Raw genomic sequence first — 23,831 nt, 5'->3', positions numbered from 1 at the left:
GGCTTGCCCGCGATGCTTTTTAGGAATTACGCAGTCGCCAGCGAACGCTTCTCTGAAACAATCAAAAACCGCACCAACGCCACCAGTGGAAACGCGCTACCCACCACCACGATCCACAGCCAGCCGCCCTGTTCATACACCGCACTGGCCACCGAAGAGCCAAACGCACCGCCAATAAAGATGCTGGTCATGTACAACGCATTCAGGCGGCTGCGGCTTTTGGCATCGAGGGCGTAGACCGCGCGTTGGCCGAGGACCATGTTCATCTGCACACAAAAGTCGAGTACCACGCCGGTCACCGCCAGACCGATAACGCTGTAGGCCGGATGAATGAACGCTGGCAGGAAGCTCAGGCTGGCGAACAGCAGTGCCAGCAAGGAAGCGATGCGCGTATGGCCGGCGTCTGCGAGGCGACCGGCGATGGGCGCGGCGATGGCGCCAATGGCGCCGACCAGCGCGAAAATTGCGATCTGTGATTGCGACAAGCCGTGATTGCGCGCCAGCTCCAGCGGCACCGCGGTCCAGAACAGGCTGAACGTGGCGAACATGCAACCCTGGTAAAACGCGCGTTGTCGCAGCACGGGTTGCTGGCGCAGCAGCGTCCACAGCGAGCCGAGCAACTGTCCATAGGACGCACTGTGATCAGGCTGGCGCTTGGGAATGGTCGCCGCCAGCACGATGCTGATCGCTGCCATTAACAGCGCCGCAATCACAAACATCGCGCGCCAGCCAAAGTGATCGGCCACCACACTGGACACTGGTCGTGCCAACAGGATTCCCAACAGAAGACCGCCCATGATCCCGCCGACCACGCGGCCGCGAGACTCTTCCGGCGCCAGGTGTGCAGCCAGCGGAATCAGGATCTGCACCGACACCGAACTGAATCCCACCAGCAACGAGATCAGCAAAAATACATTCGGCTGATCGGTAAAGGCTGCGCCCAGCAGACTGGCAATTGCCACCACGGTAGTGATGATCATCAATCGGCGGTTTTCCAGAAGGTCACCCAGGGGCACCAGGAAGAACAGGCCCAACGCGTAACCAATCTGGGTCAGCGAAACGATGAAGCTGGCCAGGGTGTTGCTCAGGCCGACGTCCGGCGCGATCAGGCCGATGATCGGCTGCGCGTAGTAGATGTTGGCCACGATCGCCCCGCAACAGAAGGCGAATAGCAGCACCATGCCTCGGGTCATTGTTGCGGCGCCGTGGGGCACCTGGGTCGCTGGGTTCATAACGTGTCTCGCTGAACAAAAGGGAATGCGCGCAGGCTAATGGCCTGGCCAATACGGCAGAAGAGAGATTGGAGTGATAGCAATCATTCCATTGCGGAATGAGTGACGAACGCGCGTGCCGTTCGCCGATGAGCGTTGCGTCAAAATTTCAGGGGCTGATGATACATTCACTTACATCTTGTTCGATAGCGTGCTTATGTTCTCTTTTCACGTTTCATCACAGGAAGTCACTCCCATGAATCCGATGTTTCGTCACGTTATACGCGGCGTTTCAATGGTCACCCTGATCGGCTTGTTCACCGCAGGCCCGGCCCAGGCACAAGATGCACCCGGCATGCGCATTGGCGTACGTGGCGAGATTACCGGCGTGAGCCCGGACGTTCTGAAAGTCCACGCCAACAGTGGCGAAAATGTGGTCATCAACCTGACCAATGACACCAAAATCCGCGCGGTTACCGTGGCGAACATCGAAGACATCAAGCCCGGCAGCTACATCGGTTCGGCAGCCATTCCTCAAGAGGATGGCAGCCTGAAGGCGTTGGAGGTCCATGTCTTTCCGCCGGAACTGGCGGGCAGTGGCGACGGCCATCGCCCCTTTGATCTGGCCAAGGGCAGCAGTATGACCAACGGCAGCGTCGGTGATCTGGTCGTCAGCAATGGCCGGGTGTTGACCGTCAACTACAAGGGTGGCCAGCAGAAAATTCTGGTGCCGGAAGATGTCCCTATCGTCAACCTGGTGCCAGGGGATCGCAGCTTGCTGAAGGTGGGCGTGAAAATTGTCACGTTCGTGACTCAAAGTGCGGATGGAGCGCTCACGGCACAGTCGATTTCGGCAGGTAAGGATGGGGTGACACCGCCAATGTAATGCTCACCAGGCGACCGACCATCCGAAGAAATGCCAGCTTTCGCGTGCCAGCTAAAATCTACAGGGGGATCACTTCAACGCGTCCTTACAAAGCGGGAGTCTCACGATGAAAATCGTATCTTCGCTGGCGTTGGTGGTAGCGGTTGGGACGATCTCCGGGTGCTCGACAGTGCCCGACAGTCAAGTCACTAACGTTCCCCTGAACGCTACTTCCATCAATGCCGGGAATATCGCCCGGCCAATCATGATACCCGATGGTCATGCAACCGTGTTCTGGTTTGCTGTCAGTGGCGAACCCCAGGGCAGCGCATTGCCAGGCCGTTTGCAGGCCTACATCTATCAGGGAAGCTGTGGGAGCCTGGGTGCAAAACCGGCCTATGACATGAACGACGGTCCGAATGCGCGGTTCTATTCGCAAGCGTCGATGCAGTATTTCTGGAAAAGTGCACCGGTAGCGGTCGAGACGCTTCGAGCGGGGGGCTATGCGTTGGTGGTGCGTGAAAGCCCGGCGGATGGTCACCAGGCCATTTTTTGCGGCAACCTGAGCTGAACCCTGTAGGAGCGAGCCTGCTCGCGATAGACGACAGGACACCGCGGGGCGTCAGTCTCCCAGGGTTATCGTTGACGTCCATCGCGAGCAGGCTCGCTCCTACAGTAGTTCGGTGTTTTACCAACAAAAAAGGCGACCTCTTCAGGTCGCCTTTTCATTTTCAGCGCTTACTGCGCATAGATCTGATCGAAAATCCCGCCATCATTGAAATGGGTTTTCTGCACGGTGCGCCAGTCGCCGAAAGTTTTCTCGACCGACAGGAAGTCTACTTTCGGGAAGCGGTCGGTGTACTTCGCCAATACCGCCGGATCACGTGGACGCAGGTAGTTGGCCGCAGCGATTTCCTGGCCTTCCGGCGACCACAGGTACTTCAGGTATTCCTCGGCGGCGGCGCGGGTACCTTTCTTGTCGACCGATTTGTCGACCACCGACACCGGCGGCTCGGCTTCGGCGGAGACGCTTGGGTAGATGACTTCGAACTGGTCGCGACCGAATTCGCGGGCGATCATTTCCGCTTCGTTTTCGAAGGTCACCAGCACATCGCCGATCTGGTTGGTCATGAAGGTGGTCGTAGCGGCGCGGCCGCCGGTGTCGAGCACGGGTGCTTGCTTGAACAGCTTGCCGACAAACTCCTTGGCCTTGTTTTCGTCGCCGCCGTTCTTCAGCACGTAGCCCCACGCCGACAGGTAGGTATAGCGACCGTTACCCGAGGTTTTCGGGTTCGGCACGATGACTTGTACGCCATCCTTGAGCAGATCCGGCCAATCTTTCAGGGCTTTGGGGTTGCCCTTGCGCACGATGAACACGGTGGCGGAGGTGAACGGCGCGCTGTTGTTCGGCAGGCGTGTGACCCAGTTGTCCGGGACCAGTTTGCCGTTGTCCGCCAAGGCATTGATGTCGGTGGCCATGTTCATGGTGATGACGTCAGCGGGCAAGCCGTCGATGACCGAGCGTGCCTGTTTGCTGGAACCGCCGAAAGACATTTGCAGGGTGATGTTTTCGTTGTGCTCGGCTTGCCAGTGTTTCTGAAACGCAGTGTTGTAGTCCTTGTAGAAATCGCGCATCACGTCGTAGGAAACGTTAAGCAGGGTCGGTGCGGCCTGAGCCATGCTGGTCAGAGCCAGGCCAGCGGCCAGAAGTGAGGCGCCAAAGAGTTTTTTCACTGCGAATTCCTTGTTCTATGTGTGTAGGAGCTGCCGCCCCCTGTAGGAGCGAGCCTGCTCGCGAAAAACGTCAAGACAACGCGGGCATTCAGACAGCCCACGTTATCGTTAAAGACCATCGCGAGCAGGCTCGCTCCTACAGGGGGGTAACGTGTAGAGAGGGATACCATTTTGCCAGCGACTATAGCCGGGCTCGCATAGGCCTTTAAAGATTAAAAAGCTCTTTGCTTATTCCATTTTCTTGAACAATGCATTGCCGCAACGGGAGCAGAACGCGGCGCCATGTTCATGGCTGTTTTTCCGGCATACCGGGCAGTCGTGTTGCAGCTGTTCGCCGCGCATGGCGTTGGCCAGTTCGGCGGTGAAGATCCCGGTCGGCACGGCAATGATCGAGTAACCGGTGATCATTACCAGCGACGAAATCACTTGGCCCAGCGGCGTCTTCGGCACGATGTCGCCGAAACCGACGGTGGTCAGGGTCACGATCGCCCAATAGATGCCTTTGGGAATACTGGTGAAACCGTGCTCCGGGCCTTCGATCACATACATCAGCGTGCCGAATACCGTCACCAGGGTGCAGACGCTGACCAGGAACACCACGATCTTTTGCTTGCTGCCGCGCAGCGCCGACATCAGGTAATTGGCTTGTTTGAGGTAAGGGCTGAGTTTGAGCACGCGGAAAATCCGCAGCATCCGGATGATCCGGATAATCAGCAGGTACTGCGCATCGGCGTAATAGAGGGCGAGGATGCCGGGTACGATCGCCAGCAAATCCACCAGTCCATAAAAACTGAAGGCGTAACGCAGCGGTTTGGGCGAGCAGTACAGCCGCAGGATGTACTCGCCGAGGAAGATGACCGTGAAGCCCCATTCAATGTACGCCAGCACATCGGCGTAGTTCTGGTGAATGGTGTTGATGCTGTCGAGCATCACGACCACCAGGCTGGCGAGGATGATCAACAGCAAAATGCCATCGAAACGCCGGCCAGCCTTGGTGTCGCTCTGGAAAATCATGACGTAAAGCTGTTCACGCCAGTGTTTGCTGCTGTCCATGGATAACGCCTGACTCGAAGATCAGCGCAGCCTAGGTTGATTGTCCCCGTGAGCGCAAGGCGCGGTGTCAACCGTGGTTTTGCCGAACATCTGAATGCCGGTGCGGATCAGCCAGCAGGCGAGAATAAACGGTGCGGTAAGCGTGGCCAGACCAGCGGCTGCAAAGATGGGCGTCAGCAACAGCGCCAATACGATGCCAAGCAGTGGCAGCCACGGTTGCTGGCGTTGCGCGCTGAAGGCGAGGGCGGCCAGCACGGCATTGTAGCCACCCAGCCCGAGCAGGGCGGTGCCGGTCTCGTGGTGCAGCAGACTGGAGCCGAGGCCGAGGATCGAGGCCATCAGTGCCCAGCAGAACGCACGGCGATCGGCAATCAGCAAACCGGCGGCAATCATCGCCCCGGCCAGTGGATGGTCGAGGAACATCACCTGGCCAATCCCCATGAGCGATGCGGCCAACAGGTTCGGTGTGTTCATTTCGATCAGGGGTGTCGGTAGCGATGGCGTGGCGAAACACAGCAGCAACCAGCTCAGGCCCACGAATGGCGCGGTGTAGGCGGGCACGTATTGGTTGACGCGGGTGCGCTTGAGCCACTGTTGAGTGATCATCGCACTCAAGCCGCCGGCAGCCAGAATCAGCGGCGGCATCACCGCCGACCACGGGAAGTACAGACTCAGCAACAGGCCAAGCAACACGCCGTTGTAGCTGAACAAGCCAGCCTGGCGATCGGCCTTTGCATAGTTGCGCCGTTGGGCGGTGAGTAATCCGGCGACACCGCCGAGCAACGCACCGCCGAGCAGCGCCGGCGCCGTGAACAGGATGGCTGAAAGGCACAGCAAGCCGCAGAGCGGATGGCGCTGAAGGAATATTTGACTGAAACCGTTGAGCAAAGCCTCGGCCCAGTCGGGGCAGTGGGTGTTGAAGTGATTGGCAGGCATGGCAGTTCTAAAAAGTCAGTTAGACCGTGTCGCCGCCTTCGCGAGCAGGCTCGCTCCCACAATGAATCTTTGTTCAGTCATTGAATTTGTGGTGTACACAAATCAACTGTGGGAGCGAGCCTGCTCGCGAAGAGGCCGGTATGGGCGCTCTAGATCAACGTCTCGATACGCAAAGAGTTAGTCGACCCCGGCTGCCCAAACGGCACACCCGCGGTGATCAATAATGTGTCGCCACGCTGCGCCATGCCCTGAGCCTGGGCAATTTCCAGCGCTGTCGAGCACACTTCATCCACCTGACGCAGTCGATCGTTGACCACCGAGTGCACGCCCCAGGCCACGGTCAAGCGACGCGCGGTTTGCAGATTGGGCGTCAGGTTGAGGATCGGCACCGTCGGCCGTTCCCGCGCCGCCCGCAAACTCGAGGTGCCGGATTCGCTGTAGTTCACCAGCACCGCCACCGGCAGCACGTTGCTGATACGGCGGATCGCGCAACTGATCGCATCGGATACCGTGGCTTCGGCTTTCGGCCGGCTGACGTCGAGCTGGGCCTGATAGTCCGGGCCGTTTTCCACCTGGCGGATGATCTTGCTCATCATCTGCACGGCTTCGAGCGGGTATTCACCGGATGCGGTTTCCGCCGACAGCATCACTGCGTCCGCCCCTTCGGCCACGGCGTTGGCCACATCGGTGACTTCGGCGCGGGTGGGCGCCGGAGAGAAGCGCATTGACTCCAACATCTGCGTTGCCACCACCACCGGTTTGCCGAGCTGGCGGCAGGTGCTGATGATGTTCTTCTGAATCTGCGGCACGCTTTCGGCCGGCACTTCCACGCCCAGATCGCCGCGGGCGACCATGATCGCGTCGCTCAATTCGGCGATTTCCCGCAGTTGTTCAACGGCCGAGGGCTTCTCGATCTTGGCCATCAGAAAAGCCTTGTCGCCGATTAGCGCACGGGCCTCGCGGATGTCGTCCGGACGCTGCACGAACGACAGCGCCACCCAGTCCACACCGAGTTCCAGACCGAAGTTCAGGTCGCGGCGATCCTTGGCGGTCAGCGGGCTCAGGTCGAGCACGGCTTGCGGCACGTTAACCCCTTTACGGTCCGACAACTCGCCACCGTTGAGTACCGTGGTGTCGATGGCGTCGGCGTATTTGGTGACCACCCTCAGTCGCAGCTTGCCGTCGTCCAGCAGCAGGTCCATGCCCGGCTCCAGCGCGGCGATGATCTCCGGGTGCGGCAGGTTGACCCGGCGTTCATCGCCCGGCGTGACATCCAGGTCCAGGCGCAGGGCCTGGCCGCGGACCAGTTGCACCTTGCCCTCGGCAAACCTGCCAACCCGCAGCTTCGGACCTTGCAGGTCCATCAGAATGCCCAGCGGATAATTCAACTGGCGCTCGACTTCACGGATCCACTGATAGCGCTGGGCGTGATCGGCGTGATCGCCGTGGCTGAAGTTCAGGCGAAAGATATTGACCCCGGCCTGCACCAGCTCACGGATGTCGTCGATACCGTTGATAGCCGGACCCAGGGTGGCGAGGATTTTGACCTTTTTATCAGGCGTCATGTTTAGGGCTCTCGAGAATCAGGATGGCGCGGAAGTCATTGACGTTGGTGCGGGTCGGCTCGGTGACGATCAGTGCGTCCAGCGCCTCGAAATAGCCGTAGCCATTGTTGTTGTCCAGCTCGTCGCTGGCGCTCAAGCCAAGGGCGGTGGCGCGGGCGTAGCTGTCCGGGGTCATGATGGCGCCGGCGTTGTCTTCGGAGCCGTCGATACCATCAGTGTCGCCGGCCAGCGCATAGACGCCGGGCAGGCCCTTGAGGCTGTCGGTCAGGCTCAGCAGGAACTCGGCATTGCGTCCGCCCCGGCCATTGCCGCGCACGGTGACCGTGGTTTCACCGCCGGAGAGAATTACGCAAGGCGCCGCCAACGGCTGACCGTGCTGCACCACCTGACGGGTGATGCCGGCGTGGACTTTCGCCACCTCGCGGGACTCGCCTTCCAGGTCGCCGAGAATCAGCGGGCTGAATCCGGCCTGACGGCATTTCACGGCCGCTGCTTCAAGGGATTGCTGTGGACGTGCGATCAACTGGAAGTGACTGCGAGCCAGGCTCGGGTCACCGGGTTTGACGGTTTCCGATTCCGGGTTTTGCAACCAGGTGCGCACGGAGGCGGGTACGTCGATGTTGTAGCGCTTGAGAATCGCCAAGGCTTCCGCCGACGTACTCGGGTCGGCCACGGTGGGGCCGGAGGCGATGACCGTGGCGAGGTCACCCGGTACATCGGAAATCGCGTAGGTGTACACGGTGGCAGGCCAGCAGGCCTTGCCCAGGCGCCCGCCCTTGATCGCCGAGAGGTGCTTGCGCACGCAGTTCATCTCGCCGATGGTGGCACCGGATTTGAGCAGGGCTTTGTTGATCGACTGCTTGTCGGCCAGGGTGATGCCGGCGGCCGGAAGGGCGAGCAGCGCCGAGCCGCCACCGGACAGCAGAAAGATCACGCGGTCGGTTTCGCTGAGGTTGCTGACCAGTTCGAACACCCGTTTGGCGACGGCTTGACCGGCTGCATCGGGGACTGGATGCGCGGCTTCGACCACTTCGATCTTTTCACAGGGGGCGCCGTGACCGTAGCGCGTGACCACCAGACCGGACACTTCACCCTGCCAGCAGCGCTCGACCACCTGGGCCATGGCGGCCGCGGCTTTACCGGCACCGATAACGATCACCCGACCGCTGCGATCGGCAGGCAGATGGGCTTCGAGGACTTGCTGCGGATGGGCCGCGTCGATGGCTGTGGCGAACAGCTCGCGCAGGAATTGTTGCGGATCGACCGACATGGCGGGCTCCCGGAATTCTTGTTATTGGGATGTCGAGGCTTGCATAGCCCCTGTGGGGGCAAGGCTTGCCCGCGATGCAGACGCTGCGGTGTTTCTGCTGCACCGAGGCGATGCAATCGCGGGCAAGCCTTGCTCCTACAGGGGCGAGGGCAGGGACTTACTTCTTATCGCGAATCGAGAAGTTCGCCATATGCTCCAGGCCCTTGATCAGCGCCGAGTGGTCCCAGTTGCTGCCACCGATGGCCGCGCAGGTGCTGAACACTTGCTGGGCGTTGGCGGTGTTCGGCAGGTTGATGTTCAACTCCTTGGCGCCTTGCAGGGCCAGGTTCAGGTCCTTCTGGTGCAAGCTGATGCGGAAGCCCGGATCGAAGGTGCCCTTGATCATGCGCTCGCCGTGTACTTCGAGGATCTTCGAGGAAGCGAAACCGCCCATCAGCGCTTCACGCACCTTGGCAGGATCGGCACCGTTCTTCGAAGCGAACAGCAGGGCTTCGGCCACGGCCTGGATGTTCAGCGCAACGATGATCTGGTTCGCCACTTTCGCGGTCTGACCGTCGCCATTGCCACCGACCAGGGTGATGTTCTTGCCCATGGCCTGGAACAGCGGCAGGGCGCGTTCGAAGGCATCGGCATCACCGCCGACCATGATGCTCAGGGTTGCGGCCTTGGCACCGACTTCACCACCGGACACTGGCGCGTCAAGGTACTGCGCACCTTTTTCGTTGATTTTTGCGGCGAAGGCCTTGGTGGCGGTGGGCGAGATCGAGCTCATGTCGATCACGACCTTGCCTTTGCTGACGCCGGCGGCAACGCCATCGGCGCGGAACAGCACGTCATCGACCTGCGGGGTATCCGGCACCATGACGATGATGAATTCGGCTTCTTGCGCGACTTCTTTCGGGTTCGCCAGGGCGACGGCGCCAGCGGCGACCAGGTCGGCAGGCGCAGCGTCGTGGTGCGCGGACAGGAACAGGCTGTGACCGGCTTTCTGCAGGTTCGCCGCCATTGGGTGGCCCATGATGCCGGTGCCGATAAATCCGATTTTAGCCATGAGAAAATCCTCTTGTTTTTGTCTTGCTCAAGCAAATAGGTGCATAGCTTTTTGTAGGAGTGAGCCTGCTCGCGATAGCGGTGGCCCAGACAACATCAATGTTGAATGTGCGGGCCTCATCGCGAGCAGGCTCGCTCCTACAGGGTTCTGTGTCAGATCGCGTTATGGGTTTTGAGCCAGCCCAAGCCTACTTCGGTGGTGGTCAGCGGCTTGTATTCGCAACCGACCCAGCCCTGATAACCGATGCGGTCCAGGTGTTCGAACAGGAAGCGGTAGTTGATTTCACCGGTGCCAGGTTCATTGCGCCCAGGGTTGTCGGCCAACTGGATGTGGTTGATCTCGCCCAGGTGCGCGGCCATGGTGCGGGCCAGGTCGCCCTCCATGATTTGCATGTGATAAATGTCGTATTGCAGATACAGGTTGGCGCTGCCGACCTGCTCGCGAATCGACAGGGCTTGCGCGGTGTTGTTCAGGTAGAAGCCGGGGATGTCGCGAGTGTTGATCGCTTCCATCACCAGTTTGATGCCTGCCGCCTGCAGCTTGTCGGCCGCGTACTTGAGGTTGGCAACGAAGGTTTTTTCCACGGTGGCATCGTCGACGCCTTGCGGGCGGATGCCGGCCAGGCAGTTGACCTGGGTGTTGCCCAGTACTTGCGCGTAAGCGATCGCCAGATCGACACCGGCACGAAATTCTTCGACCCGGTCCGGCAGGCAGGCGATACCGCGCTCACCCTTGCCCCAATCACCGGCCGGCAGGTTGAACAGCACTTGGGTCAGGCCGTTGGCGTCGAGCTTGGCTTTGATTTCGGCGGAGCTGAAATCGTAGGGAAACAGGTATTCGACACCACTGAAGCCGGCCTTGGCGGCCGCTTCGAAACGGGCAAGAAAGTCCTGTTCGGTGAACAGCATGGACAGGTTGGCTGCGAAACGCGGCATGGTGGTCTCCCAAATTTGAGTCAGCTGCCCTCTGTAGGAGCCGGCTTGCTGGCGATAGCGAACTGTCAGTTACATCAATGTTGATTGATTCACCGCCATCGCCAGCAAGCCGCCTCCTACAGGGGGAGTGATAAGTTAATCGAGCAACGAAATCGCCGTCGGTGCGTCGTTGCCGACCAGCGCCAGGTCTTCGAATTCGTTGACGGCGTTGATCTCTGTGCCCATGGAAATGTTGGTCACGCGCTCCAGGATAATCTCGACGATCACCGGAACCTTGAACTCCTCGATCATCTGTTCGGCCTTGCGCAGGGCTGGGGCGATGTCCGCCGGTTCGAAAACCCGCAGTGCCTTGCAGCCCAGACCTTCGGCAACCGCGACGTGATCGACGCCGTAACCGTTGAGTTCCGGAGCGTTCAGGTTATCGAAGGACAACTGTACGCAGTAGTCCATCTCGAAACCGCGCTGTGCCTGACGGATCAGCCCCAGGTACGAGTTGTTCACCACCACATGGATGTACGGCAGCTTGAACTGCGCGCCCACCGCCAACTCTTCGATCATGAACTGGAAGTCATAGTCGCCCGACAGTGCGACAACCTTGCGGGTCGGGTCAGCCTTGACCACGCCCAGCGCCGCCGGAATGGTCCAGCCCAACGGGCCGGCCTGACCGCAGTTGATCCAGTGACGCGGCTTGTAGACGTGCAGGAACTGCGCGCCGGCAATCTGCGACAGACCGATGGTGCTGACGTAGCAAGTGTCCTTGCCGAACACCTGGTTCATCTCTTCGTAAACCCGCTGCGGCTTGACCGGCACGTTGTCGAAGTGGGTCTTGCGCTGCAGGCTGGCCTTGCGCTGCTGGCAGTCTTGCAGCCAGGCGCTACGGTTTTTCAGTTTACCGGCGGCTTGCCATTCACGAGCGACTTCGATGAACACGGTCAGCGCGGCAGCGGCGTCGGAAACGATGCCCAGGTCCGGGGTGAACACGCGGCCGATTTGAGTGCCTTCGATGTCGACGTGAATGAACTTGCGGCCTTCGGTGTAGACGTCGACCGAACCGGTGTGACGGTTGGCCCAACGGTTACCGATACCCAGCACCACGTCGGACTTGAGCAGGGTCGCGTTGCCGTAGCGGTGCGAAGTCTGCAAGCCGACCATGCCGACCATCAGCGGGTGATCGTCAGGAATGGTGCCCCAGCCCATCAGGGTCGGAATCACTGGAATGCCAGTCAGTTCGGCGAATTCCACCAGCAGGTCGCTGGCATCGGCATTGATGATGCCGCCACCGGCCACCAGCAATGGACGCTCGGCCTGATCGAGCAGGGCCAACGCTTTTTCAACTTGAATGCGGGTTGCGCTCGGCTTGGCCAGTGGCAGCGGCTGATAAGCGTCGATGTCGAATTCGATTTCGGCCATCTGCACGTCGAACGGCAGGTCGATCAGCACCGGGCCTGGACGGCCGGAGCGCATTTCATAGAACGCTTTCTGGAACGCGTAAGGCACCTGGCCCGGTTCCAGAACAGTGGTCGCCCATTTGGTCACCGGCTTGACGATGCTGGTGATGTCGACGGCCTGGAAGTCTTCCTTGTGCATGCGGGCGCGGGGCGCCTGGCCAGTGATGCAAAGGATCGGGATCGAGTCGGCCGAGGCGCTGTACAGCCCGGTGACCATGTCGGTACCGGCCGGACCGGAGGTGCCGATGCACACGCCGATATTGCCGGCTTTGGTGCGGGTGTAGCCCTCGGCCATGTGCGACGCGCCTTCAACATGGCGAGCGAGGACGTGATCAATGCCGCCGACCTTTTGCAGGGCGGAGTACAGCGGGTTGATGGCAGCACCCGGGATGCCAAAAGCGGTATCAACCCCTTCACGGCGCATCACCAGAACGGCGGCTTCGATTGCTCTCATTTTGCTCATGGTTTTGTGCCTCTTTACGTTTTGTAATTGTATACAAGTGGCTTTGCGCAGAGTGTATTCACGGCGGACGGCGCAGGTCAATCCATTTTCTCAAGCGGTTGTTTCATTCGTCGGAAGCCCGATCTACTGTGGCTTTTCGTCGCATGTGGCGCTTTTCGATAATTATTGTATACAAAAAAATAATTCATTGTGTTCTATTTGTTGCATCGGACTGCGGCGCAAAGAAGCAGTCCACCGGCTTTCCAAAAAACAAAATGAGGACGGCACCATGAGCGCTTTAACCTTGAAATTCGCAGTCAACCTGGTCAACGAGGCCATCACCGCAGGGCGCGCGATTTCCGCGGCGCCCCTGACCATCGCAGTACTGGATGCCGGTGGGCATCTGATTACCCTGCAACGTGAAGACGGCGCCAGCCTGCTGCGCCCGCAGGTCGCCATCGGCAAGGCCTGGGGCGCCATCGCGCTGGGCAAAGGCTCGCGCCTGCTGGCGCTGGACGCACAACAACGCCCGGCGTTCATCGCCGCTTTGAACAGCCTGGGGCAGGGCAGTGTCGTGCCGGCACCGGGTGGTGTGCTGATTCGCGATCAGGGCGGGAACGTGCTAGGGGCGGTGGGGATCAGCGGGGATCTGTCGGATGTTGACGAGCAGTGCGCGATCAATGCGATCGAGGCGTTGGGGTTGAGGGCGGATGCGGGGGTAGCTGCTTGATCTTCAGTGACTGATTAACCGCTATCGCGAGCAGGCTCACTCCTACAGGATCGGTGTCAGACACAAAATGTCTGAACAGCTGAAACCCTGTAGGAGTGAGCCTGCTCGCGATATCTATCTACCAGACACATCCAGCCAAAAGTTTATCCAATCAACTTGAATCCACAGAACTAGCCTTCTCATGACCTGATCTGGGGGGCTAAGGAATGCCGGATTTACCTGCTGCACACCGATTGCGAGTCGGGCGCTATGCCGAAGCCAGTCGAATTTATCTGCTGACCACCAACACATTTCACAGGACACCGTTTTTCAAGGACTTCGCCTTGGGCAGGTTGGTCGTCGATGAATTTCGAAATGCACAGAAGCTTGGCCTTGCGAACTCACTGGCCTGGGTGGTCATGCCGGACCATTTTCATTGGTTGATTGAGTTGCAGCAGGGATCTTTGAGTGAGCTGATGCAAAGGACCAAATCTATGAGTACCAAAGCGGTGCGGCGGATTACCGGTCGAAATACCAGCCTCTGGCAAAGAGGTTTTCATGATCGGGCACTGCGGCGGGAGGAGGATTTGGTGAAGTTGGCTCGGTATGTCGTGGCCAATCCATTGAGGGCAGGCTTGGTGGAGAAGATTGGCGACTATCCGCTGTGGGATGCCATTTGGGTTTGAGTTGAAACCGTGTCGCCTTGATCGCGAGCAGGCTCACTTCTACATTGGAATGCATTTCCCTGTAGGAGTGAGCCTGCTCGCGATGGGCACACTGCGGTCTACCGATCCGGCTCACACCCCTTGAGTACCAGCCGGATGATCGTCTGCGCCGCCGCTTCATAGTCCACTTCATCCAGCTTGGCCTTGCCGGTGATGGCGGTGATTTGCCAATCGAAGTCGGCGTAGGTCTGGGTGGCGGCCCAGATGCTGAACATCAGGTGGTTGGGGTCGATGGGGGCGATCTGGCCGCGGTCGATCCAGGTCTGAATGCAATCGATGTTGTGCCTGGCCTGGCCATTCAGCTGTTCGACCAGGTCGGCGCTCAGGTGCGGGGCGCCATGCATGATTTCGCTGGCAAACACCTTGGAGGCAAACGGCAGGTCACGGGAAATACGGATTTTCGAGCGGATGTAGCCACTCAGGACTTCGCTGGGTACGCCGTCGGGGTTGAACGGCGTCGAGGCCTGCAGGATTGGCTCGATGATGCTTTCCAGGACCTCGCGGTAGAGGTTTTCCTTGGATTTGAAGTAGTAGTAGACGTTGGGCTTGGGCAATCCCGCCTTGGCGGCGATGTCGCTGGTTTTGGTTGCAGCGAAGCCCTTGTCGGCAAATTCTTCACTGGCGGCACGCAGGATCAGTTGTTTGTTGCGCTCGCGGATTGTGCTCATAAACCAGGTGGTTCCTTGCCTGTACTGGCGGTTGCGCATGGTAGCACCGGCCTCCGGCGGCGCTCAAGAATGCTCCGTGCCGCGCCCGGCCGCGCTATGCTGCACGCCATTCATTCAAGAAGGGAACCCGATTCATGGCAGGAAGCAGTTTGCTGGTGCTGATCGACGACATTGCCGCTGTGCTGGACGATGTGGCGTTGATGACCAAAATGGCCGCCAAGAAGACCGCCGGCGTGCTGGGCGACGATCTGGCGCTCAATGCCCAGCAGGTCAGCGGCGTGCGTGCCGAGCGGGAAATTCCGGTGGTCTGGGCGGTTGCCAAGGGCTCGTTCATCAACAAGCTGATCCTGGTGCCGTCGGCGTTGGCCATCAGCGCATTCATTCCGTGGTTGGTTACGCCATTGTTGATGGTCGGAGGCGCTTATTTGTGCTTCGAAGGATTCGAGAAACTCGCCCACAAGTTTCTGCACAGCAAGGCCGAGGATCAAGCCGAGCATGCCGAACTCGTCGAGGCGGTGGCGGACCCGGCGGTGGATCTGGTGGCTTTTGAAAAGGACAAGATCAAGGGCGCGATCCGCACTGACTTCATTCTCTCGGCGGAAATCATCGCCATCACCCTTGGCGTCGTGGCTGATGCTGCGCTGACCCAGCAAGTCGTCGTGCTGTCGGGCATCGCCGTCGTCATGACCGTCGGCGTTTACGGGTTGGTGGCAGGCATCGTCAAGCTCGATGATCTGGGGCTATGGCTGACTCAGAAGCCCGGGCAGATGGCCAGGAGCATCGGTGGCGGGATTTTGCGTGCGGCACCGTATCTGATGAAAAGCCTGTCGGTGATCGGCACGGCGGCGATGTTCCTGGTGGGTGGCGGGATCCTGACCCACGGTGTGCCGGTGGTGCATCACTGGATCGAAAGTGTCAGCGCAGGGGCGGGTGGTGCCGGGTTTATCGTGCCGACTTTGTTGAATGCGGTGGCGGGGATTGTGGCGGGTGCGGTGGTGCTGGTGGGGGTGATGGCGGTCGGCAAAGTCTGGAAAGCTATTAAGGGCTAAGATCAGAGTCCTGCAGAAACGCGTAACAATTGTAGGAGTGAGCCTGCTCGCGATTGCGGTGTGTCAGATAACTTTGATGTTGACTGATACACCGCAATCGCGAGCAGGCTCACTCCTACAGTGTTTTGTGGTCGCCGGAATTACTCGGCAATCTGCAACTTGCGCGACTCGGTGTAGACGTAGCGCACCTTCTCGTACTCGAACGGCGAGTTCAGTTGGCCATAGCGGAAGCTGGTCTGGTAGCGCTTGTCGACGCCGCGCAGAATCCAGATTTCCGGATGGTTTTCGCTGACATTGGCAACGTTGAGGAAGTTGATGGCCGACTCGGCACTGAAATCGACGATCAGACCGCCCGTGTCACGCAGGTTCGACGGGCCGAGGATCGGCAACACGAAGTAGGCACCCCCTGGAACACCATAGAAACCCAGGGTCTGTCCGAAGTCTTCCTTCTGGCGCGGCAGGCCCATGGCGGTGGCCGGATCCCACAGGCCGGCGATGCCGATGGTGGTGTTGAGCAACAGGCGCCCGGTAATTTCCATCGAGCGCTGGCCCTTGAATTGCAGCAGGCTGTTCAACAGGTTCGGCACGTCGCCCAGGTTGTTGAAAAAGTTGCTGACACCCGTGCGCAAGAAGCTCGGGGTGACGTAACGGTAGCCATTGACCACTGGCAAAAACACCCATTGGTCGAAGCGGTAATTGAAGTGGTAAACGCGGCGGTTCCACTGTTCCAGCGGGTCGTAGACGTTCAGTGCGCTGAGGGTCGAGCGTTCGAACTCGCGCTGATCCAGCCCCGGGTTGAACTTGAGTTTGCTCAGTGGCTCCTTGAAGCCGTCACCGTCGATGACCACGGGAGCGTTGGCTTTGCTGTTGTCGGCATTGGCGGCGGTTGCGCAGAGTAACGCGGCGATAAGCAGGAGGTATTTAGCCACGGAAGAACTCCAGCATGGCGTCGCTGTTGACGCGGTAGTTAAGGTTGCCGCAGTGGCCGCCCAGCGGGTAAACGGTCAGGCGATCGCCAAAGGTCCTGCGCAGGAAACCGAGGTCCCCGGGGCCGAGGATCACATCGTCGGCGTTGTGCATGACGGCGATTTTCGGGCTGTCGTGCAGGTAGTCCTTCAGTGCATACAAACTCACCTGGTCGATCAGTTGCAGCAGGCTGCCGCCGTCGGTGCGGGCGCGCCACATCGGGATCACCTGTTCGGTGATGTAGCAGTCGAAGTCGCACTGCAACGCACGCTTGAGGTAGGGCGTGAGGCTGGTGCCTTCGGTGATAGGCGTTTTCGGTGGAGTGATGAGGCCGCGGCGGTTGATCAGGTCCGAAGTGAAGGCGATGTCGGCGGCGGAGAAACGGAACGAGGTGCCGATGAGCATGGCCATCTGTTCGTTGGTCAGGTGCTGCTTGGACTGCTGGAAATCGTAGAGCAGCGCATCGTTGAGGTCGATGTAGCCTTTCTGCTGGAAGTAGCGGGTCAGTTTGTTCAGCACCAGCTCATAGAAAGTGGTCGTATTGGTGATGCCCTTGACTTCCGTTTGTACAAGCTTGTCCAGGTTGGTGATCGAGGTGTAGAGATTGACCGGAGGATTGAGCAGCAGCACTTTCTTGAAATTGAAGCTGCGGCGGGTTTCGTCCAGGTGCGCCACAAATGCCGCATCCAGTGCACCGAGGCTGTAGCCCGTCAGGTAGTAATCGGTGACCGGCAGTTTCGGATTTTGCGCCCGCACCGCCTGCATCACCCGGTACATGTCTTCGGCGTCGTCCTTGGTGATGCCGGGGGTGGCAAAGCGCGAAGCGGCGCTCATGAAGTCAAAGCTGGTGGGCGATGACAACTGCACCACGTGATAGCCGGCCTTGTAGTAAAGCTTTTTCAGGTATTCGTTCAGGTTACTGTCATAGCGCGCACCGGTGCCGGCGATCAGGAAGATCAGCGGTGCGGCTTTATCCTGGGAGGCGATGCGATAGGTGAGTTTTTTCACCGGCCAGAAGTTGTCGGGCAAGTCGAATTGACGCTCAGGCCGCAACGTGACGCTGCGATCCGATTGATTGATGTCATCGTCCAGCGGCAGTTCCGGGCGCAAATCCGGCGGCGTCGTGGCGATGGTTGCCTCGAACGGGTTGGTCAGCGGATAGCCATAACTGGCGGCGTCGATATCCCGCGCCAGCGCGGACGCACTCAAGATAAGGCCGCCAAACAGGGCGGCAAAGCGCAAGGAACGGAGCATGACTGGATCCCTTAGAGGATGGTGCCGAATGAAGTTCGCAGGCTATGACCACTGGATTTGCGCCAAAGTGCCACGCATCGGCACCAAACTGGCCTGAACTCGAAAGTAATAGTAGCTGGACGATACACTTTGCAGCGTTTGGATGGCCAGTTAACTGTTGTTAGCGCTTGCTTAAGGTGGCCGGGCGATTAAGCTGGCCGCCGTTTTCGCTTAATTGGAGTGCTTCATGTCCCGTCGTCTGCCGGTGATTCTGCTGCTTGTTTTGCTGCCGTTATGGCTGGCCGCCAGTTATGGCGCGCGTTATGGGTTCATGGAAGATGCGCAGTGGGTGGGCATCTGCGTGGATGAGGCGAACCGCTGGGAATGCCAGGTCCGTTCGAACCTGGGCCTGTTGATTCACTTTGCGGTTTTGGGCTGGGCTGCGTTGGCAACGGCGGTGATCGGCTTTGTGCTGCCAGGACGGGCAGGGTGGGGGCTGGCGGTGCTGGCGCTGGTGCTCGGGTTTCCGGCACTGGCGTTGTACAACACGACGCTGGCGGTGTTTGCGGTGGTGATTGCGGGGTTGCGGTTGGTCAGGGCATCCCGTAGCGCCTGATAGTTCGCCTTCGCGGGCAAGCCTTGCTCCCACAGGAATTGTGTCGATCGCACAAAGTGTGTGCGACTTAAATCCTGTGGGAGCAAGGCTTGCCCGCGAAGAGGCCAGCAGGCTCGCTGAAAATTACGCCTTGCGAACTCGCAAACTGCGCCACAACGCAGCCACCATCAATACACTCACCAGCGCCCAGCCCCAGGCCTGCTGGTTCTCCAAACCTTCACGAAACAACTGCGGCGCAATGCCCGCGCCGATGATGAAGGTCAGCAGGGCGATTTCCCGGCGTGGCACGCTCACCGGGCGGCACAGGTAGACCAGCGCCGGTACGATGAAGGCCACGCTTGGAAAACTGCGATAGCGCGGGTCGAACACCAACTCCAGCATCGTCACCGCCGCGGCAAACCCTGCCACCGCCAATAACCAGCCTGACCGACGTTCGAGGGCATTGAAGGCTCGTCCACGCCATCCGTTTCGAGGGCTCAGTGTCAGTGCGGCATGAGCCAGTACCAACAGGTTCAGCGCCGTCAACAAAGCGACCCACAACCATTCGCTGGTAAAGCGGGTTGTAACCCGTGCCAGATCACCCCAGGCGCCGATCGAGCAAGCCGCCAGTGCCCCCAGCAACGGCAGAACCAGCGCTGCGCGGGTGTTGCGCACACGACCGCCGAGGATCAGCGTGCCGAGGAAGATCAAACCGCCCACCATCAGCCACTGCGACCAATAAGGTACGTTGGACACGGGGCCGGCCAGCACGCCCTTGTCCTGGCGATCTGCATCGAACAATCCCCAGTAACCCCCGACAGCACCTTCATTGGCGCGTTTCCACGGTTGGTCGAACGCTTCGATCAGGTTGTAGTGCCAACCGTGCTGCTCGGCCATGGTGACAAAACCACGAATGAATTTGGCTTCGTTGACCCGGCTAGGCAGGGCGGTTTCGCGCTGGCGGCCTTCACTCGGCCAGCCGGTTTCGCCAATCATCACGTCCTTGGGCGCGAATTTGTTGCCGAACACTTGGCGTACTTCGGCCACATGTTGCAGGGCCGCGTCGATGTTCGACGGGTCATCTTCCCAGTACGGCAACAAGTGAATGGTCAGGAAATCCACAGCCGGCGCGATTTCCGGGTGCTTGAGCCAGAACTCCCAGACGTCGGCATAAGTGACGGGCTGTTTGACCTGGCTTTTGACCTTGTTGATCAGCCTGGCCAACTGGGCGCCGGTGACTTCCTTGCGCAGCAGGGTTTCGTTGCCGACGATCACCGCGCTCACCACGTCCGCGTTGGCGTTGGCCGAGGCGATCAGCAGGTCGACTTCTTTCTCGGTGTCTACCGGATTGCTGTTGACCCAGGCGCCGATCATGAGCTTCAACCCGTGCTTGCGTGCCAGGTCGGGCAGTGCTCCGAGGCCGGACATGGAGTAGGTGCGGATGCATTCGAAGCTTTTGGCCAGCAGTGCGAGGTCGGCGTCCATGCGCTCGGGGCGCAAGTTGAACGGCACATCGAAGGGTGACTGGTCCTTGTCGAATGGGGTGTAGGAGGCGCATTGCAGCTTGTGCGTCGCGCTGGCCGCGTCCGGCAGGATCACCGGTTTGCCAATGCCATACCAGAAGCCGCCAAGGGCAAACAGCCCCAGCAGGCAGGCGAAAAGATAAGCCGAAAAAGGAAAGCGGGATGTCGCGGGCATGGTCAGGCCGTCTGGGAGCAAAGCGGCGCATGTTACCTGCATTTGCCCCGCGCTTGGGGGCCTGCATGATTTTGACATGCAAAGTTCGGGCGGATCGGCCAGCACCGTTGTTGAACAACAGTTTAATGGCGTTCTGATGTCGTTTCTCGATGCCTTGAGGTCGCTGGCAGAGCAGGTCGCGATGAGCGTCAGGTTGATTATCGAAGGCGTCAGTACCCTCGTTGATAAATCGCGCTGATGATCGAAAGAGTTTGCGGTGAGGCGTGATGGGGGCGCTGTGCACCATAACAATACGTTTAAGCGACTCGGCATCCGTCGAGCGCAGCACTTTCGGGGAAGTAACGATGAAGATGCGACGACTCTTGGGCGCAGGTGCCGCTTTGGTGCTGGCGATCAGTTCTACCGTGGCCAGTGCCGCCGGCAAGGAAGTGACGATCGGTTATGTCGACGGCTGGTCGGACAGCGTCGCCACGACCAACGTGGCCGCAGAAGTGATCAGACAGAAACTCGGTTACGACGTGAAGCTGCAAGCGGTCGCTACCGGGATCATGTGGCAAGGCGTGGCCACCGGTAAACTCGACGCCATGCTGTCGGCCTGGCTGCCGGTGACCCACGGCGAATACTGGACGAAGAACAAGGACCAGGTCGTCGATTACGGCCCGAACTTCAAGGACGCGAAAATCGGCCTGATCGTGCCGGAGTACGTTAAAGCCAAGACCATCGAAGACCTGAAAACCGACGACAGCTTCAAGAAACGCATCGTCGGCATCGACGCCGGTTCGGGTGTGATGATCAAGACCGATCAGGCCATCAAGGACTATGACTTGACCGGGTATCAAAACAAGGCCAGTTCCGGCGCCGGCATGATCGCCGAGCTGACCCGTGCCGAGAAGAAAAACGAATCCATCGCCGTGACCGGTTGGGTGCCGCACTGGATGTTCGCCAAGTGGAAACTGCGCTTCCTCGAAGACCCGAAAGGCGTGTACGGCGCGGCTGAAACCGTGAATAACATCGGCAGCAAAGGCCTGGAGGCCAAGGCGCCGGAAGTGGCCAAGTTCCTGAAGAACTTCCAGTGGGAATCCAAGGACGAAATCGGTCAGGTCATGCTGGCCATTCAGGACGGCGCCAAGCCTGACGCCGCGGCGAAGGATTGGGTTGCCAAGCACCCTGAGCGTGTAGCCGACTGGACTAAATAATAGCCACCTCGCTTTACCTTGTAGGAGCGAGCCTGCTCGCGAAAGCGGCCTGCCAGTTGACAGAGATGTCAGCTGACACAAAGCCTTCGCGAGCAGGCTCGCTCCTACAGTTGTTTTGTGCATGCTTGAAATTGGCGAAAACGCCATGTGGTTCTAAGACTAAGGTCGTCTGGAACCTGCCCCGCAGCCGCATAGAGTGGATACCGTTCCAACTCAATCTGTGCTGCGAGGATAAAAACAATGAACGACAGCATTTACCTCTCGATTCAAAACAGCCCGCGCTTCAAGGAGCTGGTTAGCAAGAGGGAACGATTCGCCTGGATACTTTCGGCGATCATGCTAGGGCTTTACTCCGGATTCATCCTTCTTATTGCTTACGGGCCGCAAGTGCTGGGGGCGAAGATCAGTCCCGAGTCTTCGATTACCTGGGGCATACCGATCGGTGTCGGGCTGATTGTTTCAGCCTTCGTCCTGACCGGTATTTACGTACGACGCGCCAATGGCGAATTCGACGACCTGAACAATGCGATTCTCAAGGAGGCTCAGCAATGATCCGGCGTCTAATGGCTCTTTTGAGCATCGCAGCCTTTGCACCTGGCGCCTGGGCCGCTGATGCCCTGACCGGCGAAGTACACAAACAACCGCTCAACGTTGCCGCGATCCTGATGTTCGTGGTGTTCGTCGGTGCAACCCTTTGCATTACCTACTGGGCCTCCAAGCGCAACAAGTCGGCAGCCGACTACTATGCGGCGGGTGGCAAGATCACCGGGTTCCAGAATGGCCTGGCGATTGCCGGTGACTACATGTCCGCGGCGTCCTTCCTGGGTATTTCCGCGCTGGTGTTCACCTCCGGCTACGATGGCCTGATCTATTCGATCGGCTTCCTGGTGGGCTGGCCGATCATTCTGTTCCTGATCGCCGAGCGCCTGCGTAACCTGGGTAAATACACTTTTGCCGACGTGGCGTCATACCGCCTGGGGCAAACCCAGATCCGTTCGCTGTCCGCTTGCGGTTCGCTGGTGGTGGTGGCGTTCTACCTGATTGCGCAAATGGTGGGTGCCGGCAAGCTGATCCAGCTGCTGTTCGGTCTCGACTACCACGTTGCGGTGATCCTGGTCGGTATTCTGATGTGTCTGTACGTGCTGTTCGGCGGCATGCTGGCGACCACCTGGGTGCAGATCATCAAGGCGGTCCTGCTGCTGTCCGGCGCCTCCTTCATGGCGCTGATGGTGATGAAGCACGTCAACTTCGACTTCAACACGCTGTTCTCCGAAGCCATCAAGGTTCACCCGAAGGCTGAAGCGATCATGAGCCCGGGCGGCCTGGTGAAAGATCCGATCTCGGCGTTCTCCCTCGGTCTGGCACTGATGTTCGGTACCGCTGGCCTGCCACATATCCTGATGCGCTTCTTCACCGTGAGTGACGCGAAAGAAGCTCGTAAAAGCGTGCTGTACGCAACAGGCTTCATTGGCTACTTCTACATCCTGACCTTCATCATCGGCTTCGGCGCGATCCTGCTGGTCAGCACCAACCCGGCCTTTAAAGATGCTGCTGGCGCGTTGCTGGGCGGTAACAACATGGCGGCGGTGCACCTGGCCAACGCGGTCGGTGGCAGTATCTTCCTGGGCTTTATCTCGGCGGTGGCGTTCGCGACCATTCTGGCAGTGGTTGCCGGTTTGACCCTGGCCGGCGCATCGGCGGTGTCCCACGACCTGTATGCCAGCGTGATCAAGAAGGGCAAGGCCAACGAGAAGGATGAAATCCGCGTTTCGAAGATCACCACGATCGCGCTGGCGGTGCTGGCGATCGGGCTGGGCATCCTGTTCGAAAGCCAGAACATTGCGTTCATGGTGGGCTTGGCGTTCTCCATCGCGGCGAGCTGCAACTTCCCGGTCCTGCTGCTTTCCATGTACTGGAAAAAGCTGACCACCCGCGGCGCGATGATCGGCGGCTGGATGGGCCTGGTGAGTGCCGTGGGCCTGATGGTGCTCGGCCCGACCATCTGGGTGCAGATCCTGCATCACGAGAAGGCGATCTTCCCGTATGAGTACCCGGCGCTGTTCTCGATGATCATTGCCTTTATCGGGATCTGGTTCTTCTCGATCACCGACAAGTCGACGGCGGCTGACAATGAGCGGGCGCTGTTCTTCCCGCAATTCGTTCGCTCGCAGACCGGTCTGGGGGCGAGTGGGGCGGTTTCGCACTAAGGCTTCAGCGATTTATATATAAGCTGCGTTAAAAAGAATGCCCCGGTCGAGAGATCGGGGCATTTTTATTGGGCGGTTATCGGATATTCGTTGTGGGAGCAAGGCTTGCCCGCGATGGCGGTATAACGATTGGCCAGTATTTTGCGGATAGATCCGATCCAATTGTGGGAGCGAGCCTGCTCGCGAAGGCGGCCTGACAGCCGACTTGCCTTTTGCTGACCGAGTACATATCCATTCCTGCGGTAACGGCCACCTATGGTTCCGCTCTTACAGCG

General features: G+C 59.4%; 23 protein-coding genes. 10 read left to right on the top strand and 13 right to left on the bottom strand.

The window, feature by feature from the left end:
* Nucleotides 1–26 precede the first annotated feature (26 nt).
* The gene (locus GPL81_RS09160) at nucleotides 27–1,232 is read right to left on the bottom strand and encodes an MFS transporter (protein ID WP_160106477.1); all 1,206 of its coding nucleotides are present in this window, start codon (nucleotides 1,230–1,232) and stop codon (nucleotides 27–29) included.
* A 235-nt stretch (nucleotides 1,233–1,467) separates the two neighbouring features.
* Here GPL81_RS09160 and GPL81_RS09155 point away from each other — a divergent pair, with 235 nt between their 5' ends.
* Both GPL81_RS09155 and GPL81_RS09150 read left to right on the top strand, forming a co-directional pair.
* Nucleotides 1,468–2,097: a hypothetical protein gene (locus tag GPL81_RS09155; protein WP_160106476.1), complete on the top strand. Its 630-nt coding sequence runs from the start codon at nucleotides 1,468–1,470 to the stop codon at nucleotides 2,095–2,097.
* Nucleotides 2,098–2,203: 106 nt separating this feature from the next.
* Nucleotides 2,204–2,647: a hypothetical protein gene (locus GPL81_RS09150; RefSeq protein ID WP_160106475.1), complete on the top strand. Its 444-nt coding sequence runs from the start codon at nucleotides 2,204–2,206 to the stop codon at nucleotides 2,645–2,647.
* Between the two features lie 167 nt (nucleotides 2,648–2,814).
* Here the strand turns inward: GPL81_RS09150 and GPL81_RS09145 are convergent, their stop codons facing one another.
* The 8 genes from GPL81_RS09145 to gcl form a co-directional block, all read right to left on the bottom strand.
* Nucleotides 2,815–3,810, bottom strand: a complete 996-nt coding sequence (locus tag GPL81_RS09145; protein WP_160106474.1) for a sulfate ABC transporter substrate-binding protein — start codon at nucleotides 3,808–3,810, stop codon at nucleotides 2,815–2,817.
* Nucleotides 3,811–4,038: 228 nt separating this feature from the next.
* Nucleotides 4,039–4,863 carry an ion transporter gene (locus GPL81_RS09140; RefSeq protein ID WP_160106473.1) on the bottom strand — a complete coding sequence of 275 codons (825 nt, stop codon included), beginning with the start codon at nucleotides 4,861–4,863 and terminating at the stop codon, nucleotides 4,039–4,041.
* Nucleotides 4,864–4,884: 21 nt separating this feature from the next.
* Nucleotides 4,885–5,799 (bottom strand): urea transporter, encoded by a 915-nt coding sequence (locus tag GPL81_RS09135; protein ID WP_160106472.1) that lies wholly within the window; start codon nucleotides 5,797–5,799, stop codon nucleotides 4,885–4,887.
* Nucleotides 5,800–5,948: 149 nt separating this feature from the next.
* Nucleotides 5,949–7,364, bottom strand: coding sequence for a pyruvate kinase (gene pyk / locus GPL81_RS09130; RefSeq protein WP_160106471.1), 1,416 nt, complete (start codon nucleotides 7,362–7,364; stop codon nucleotides 5,949–5,951).
* Nucleotides 7,354–8,634, bottom strand: a complete 1,281-nt coding sequence (locus tag GPL81_RS09125; protein ID WP_160106470.1) for a glycerate kinase type-2 family protein — start codon at nucleotides 8,632–8,634, stop codon at nucleotides 7,354–7,356. Before GPL81_RS09125 ends, pyk begins: the two co-directional genes overlap by 11 nt.
* 157 nt (nucleotides 8,635–8,791) lie before the next feature.
* Complete coding sequence (locus tag GPL81_RS09120) at nucleotides 8,792–9,685, bottom strand: 2-hydroxy-3-oxopropionate reductase (RefSeq protein ID WP_160106469.1); 894 nt, start codon at nucleotides 9,683–9,685, stop codon at nucleotides 8,792–8,794.
* 152 nt (nucleotides 9,686–9,837) lie between these two features.
* On the bottom strand, nucleotides 9,838–10,620 hold the full coding sequence (gene hyi / locus GPL81_RS09115) for a hydroxypyruvate isomerase (protein ID WP_160106468.1): 783 nt from the start codon (nucleotides 10,618–10,620) through the stop codon (nucleotides 9,838–9,840).
* Between the two features lie 135 nt (nucleotides 10,621–10,755).
* Nucleotides 10,756–12,531 (bottom strand): glyoxylate carboligase, encoded by a 1,776-nt coding sequence (gene gcl / locus GPL81_RS09110; protein WP_160106467.1) that lies wholly within the window; start codon nucleotides 12,529–12,531, stop codon nucleotides 10,756–10,758.
* A gap of 268 nt (nucleotides 12,532–12,799) precedes the next feature.
* On the opposite strand from gcl, the gene GPL81_RS09105 reads away from it, so the two are divergent.
* Both GPL81_RS09105 and GPL81_RS09100 read left to right on the top strand, forming a co-directional pair.
* The gene (locus GPL81_RS09105; RefSeq protein WP_160106466.1) at nucleotides 12,800–13,240 is read left to right on the top strand and encodes a GlcG/HbpS family heme-binding protein; all 441 of its coding nucleotides are present in this window, start codon (nucleotides 12,800–12,802) and stop codon (nucleotides 13,238–13,240) included.
* Between the two features lie 206 nt (nucleotides 13,241–13,446).
* The gene (locus GPL81_RS09100) at nucleotides 13,447–13,905 is read left to right on the top strand and encodes an REP-associated tyrosine transposase (protein WP_160106465.1); all 459 of its coding nucleotides are present in this window, start codon (nucleotides 13,447–13,449) and stop codon (nucleotides 13,903–13,905) included.
* A gap of 98 nt (nucleotides 13,906–14,003) precedes the next feature.
* Here GPL81_RS09100 and GPL81_RS09095 read toward each other — a convergent pair whose 3' ends face one another.
* The gene (locus tag GPL81_RS09095) at nucleotides 14,004–14,612 is read right to left on the bottom strand and encodes a TetR/AcrR family transcriptional regulator (RefSeq protein WP_160106464.1); all 609 of its coding nucleotides are present in this window, start codon (nucleotides 14,610–14,612) and stop codon (nucleotides 14,004–14,006) included.
* A gap of 134 nt (nucleotides 14,613–14,746) precedes the next feature.
* Between GPL81_RS09095 and GPL81_RS09090 the strand changes: the two genes are divergently transcribed.
* A complete protein-coding gene (locus tag GPL81_RS09090) occupies nucleotides 14,747–15,661 on the top strand; it encodes a DUF808 domain-containing protein (protein WP_160106463.1) in 915 nt (304 codons plus the stop codon).
* A gap of 140 nt (nucleotides 15,662–15,801) precedes the next feature.
* Here the strand turns inward: GPL81_RS09090 and GPL81_RS09085 are convergent, their stop codons facing one another.
* Both GPL81_RS09085 and GPL81_RS09080 read right to left on the bottom strand, forming a co-directional pair.
* The gene (locus tag GPL81_RS09085) at nucleotides 15,802–16,590 is read right to left on the bottom strand and encodes an MlaA family lipoprotein (protein WP_160106462.1); all 789 of its coding nucleotides are present in this window, start codon (nucleotides 16,588–16,590) and stop codon (nucleotides 15,802–15,804) included.
* Complete coding sequence (locus tag GPL81_RS09080) at nucleotides 16,583–17,881, bottom strand: serine/threonine protein kinase (protein WP_160106461.1); 1,299 nt, start codon at nucleotides 17,879–17,881, stop codon at nucleotides 16,583–16,585. The genes GPL81_RS09085 and GPL81_RS09080 overlap by 8 nt, the downstream gene beginning before the upstream one ends.
* Nucleotides 17,882–18,107: 226 nt before the next feature.
* Between GPL81_RS09080 and GPL81_RS09075 the strand changes: the two genes are divergently transcribed.
* On the top strand, nucleotides 18,108–18,476 hold the full coding sequence (locus GPL81_RS09075) for a hypothetical protein (RefSeq protein ID WP_160106460.1): 369 nt from the start codon (nucleotides 18,108–18,110) through the stop codon (nucleotides 18,474–18,476).
* 123 nt (nucleotides 18,477–18,599) lie between these two features.
* On the opposite strand, the gene GPL81_RS09070 is transcribed toward GPL81_RS09075, so the two are convergent.
* Nucleotides 18,600–20,195 (bottom strand): glycoside hydrolase family 17 protein, encoded by a 1,596-nt coding sequence (locus GPL81_RS09070; RefSeq protein WP_160106459.1) that lies wholly within the window; start codon nucleotides 20,193–20,195, stop codon nucleotides 18,600–18,602.
* 34 nt (nucleotides 20,196–20,229) lie between these two features.
* On the opposite strand from GPL81_RS09070, the gene GPL81_RS09065 reads away from it, so the two are divergent.
* The 4 genes from GPL81_RS09065 (at nucleotide 20,230) to GPL81_RS09050 (ending at nucleotide 23,556) form a co-directional block, all read left to right on the top strand.
* Nucleotides 20,230–20,391: a hypothetical protein gene (locus tag GPL81_RS09065; RefSeq protein ID WP_246218911.1), complete on the top strand. Its 162-nt coding sequence runs from the start codon at nucleotides 20,230–20,232 to the stop codon at nucleotides 20,389–20,391.
* A 106-nt stretch (nucleotides 20,392–20,497) separates the two neighbouring features.
* Complete coding sequence (locus tag GPL81_RS09060; protein ID WP_160106457.1) at nucleotides 20,498–21,349, top strand: glycine betaine ABC transporter substrate-binding protein; 852 nt, start codon at nucleotides 20,498–20,500, stop codon at nucleotides 21,347–21,349.
* A 240-nt stretch (nucleotides 21,350–21,589) separates the two neighbouring features.
* Entirely contained in the window at nucleotides 21,590–21,901 is a 312-nt protein-coding gene (locus GPL81_RS09055) for a DUF485 domain-containing protein (RefSeq protein WP_110746318.1), read from the top strand.
* Entirely contained in the window at nucleotides 21,898–23,556 is a 1,659-nt protein-coding gene (locus tag GPL81_RS09050) for a cation acetate symporter (RefSeq protein ID WP_096509633.1), read from the top strand. The genes GPL81_RS09055 and GPL81_RS09050 overlap by 4 nt, the downstream gene beginning before the upstream one ends.
* Nucleotides 23,557–23,831: the final 275 nt, after the last annotated feature.

It is taken from the genome of Pseudomonas izuensis, from assembly GCF_009861505.1.
GTDB lineage: Bacteria > Pseudomonadota > Gammaproteobacteria > Pseudomonadales > Pseudomonadaceae > Aquipseudomonas > Aquipseudomonas izuensis.
The sequence above is the reverse complement of the archived record's forward strand: the minus strand, read 5'-3'. Positions and strand labels throughout refer to the sequence as shown.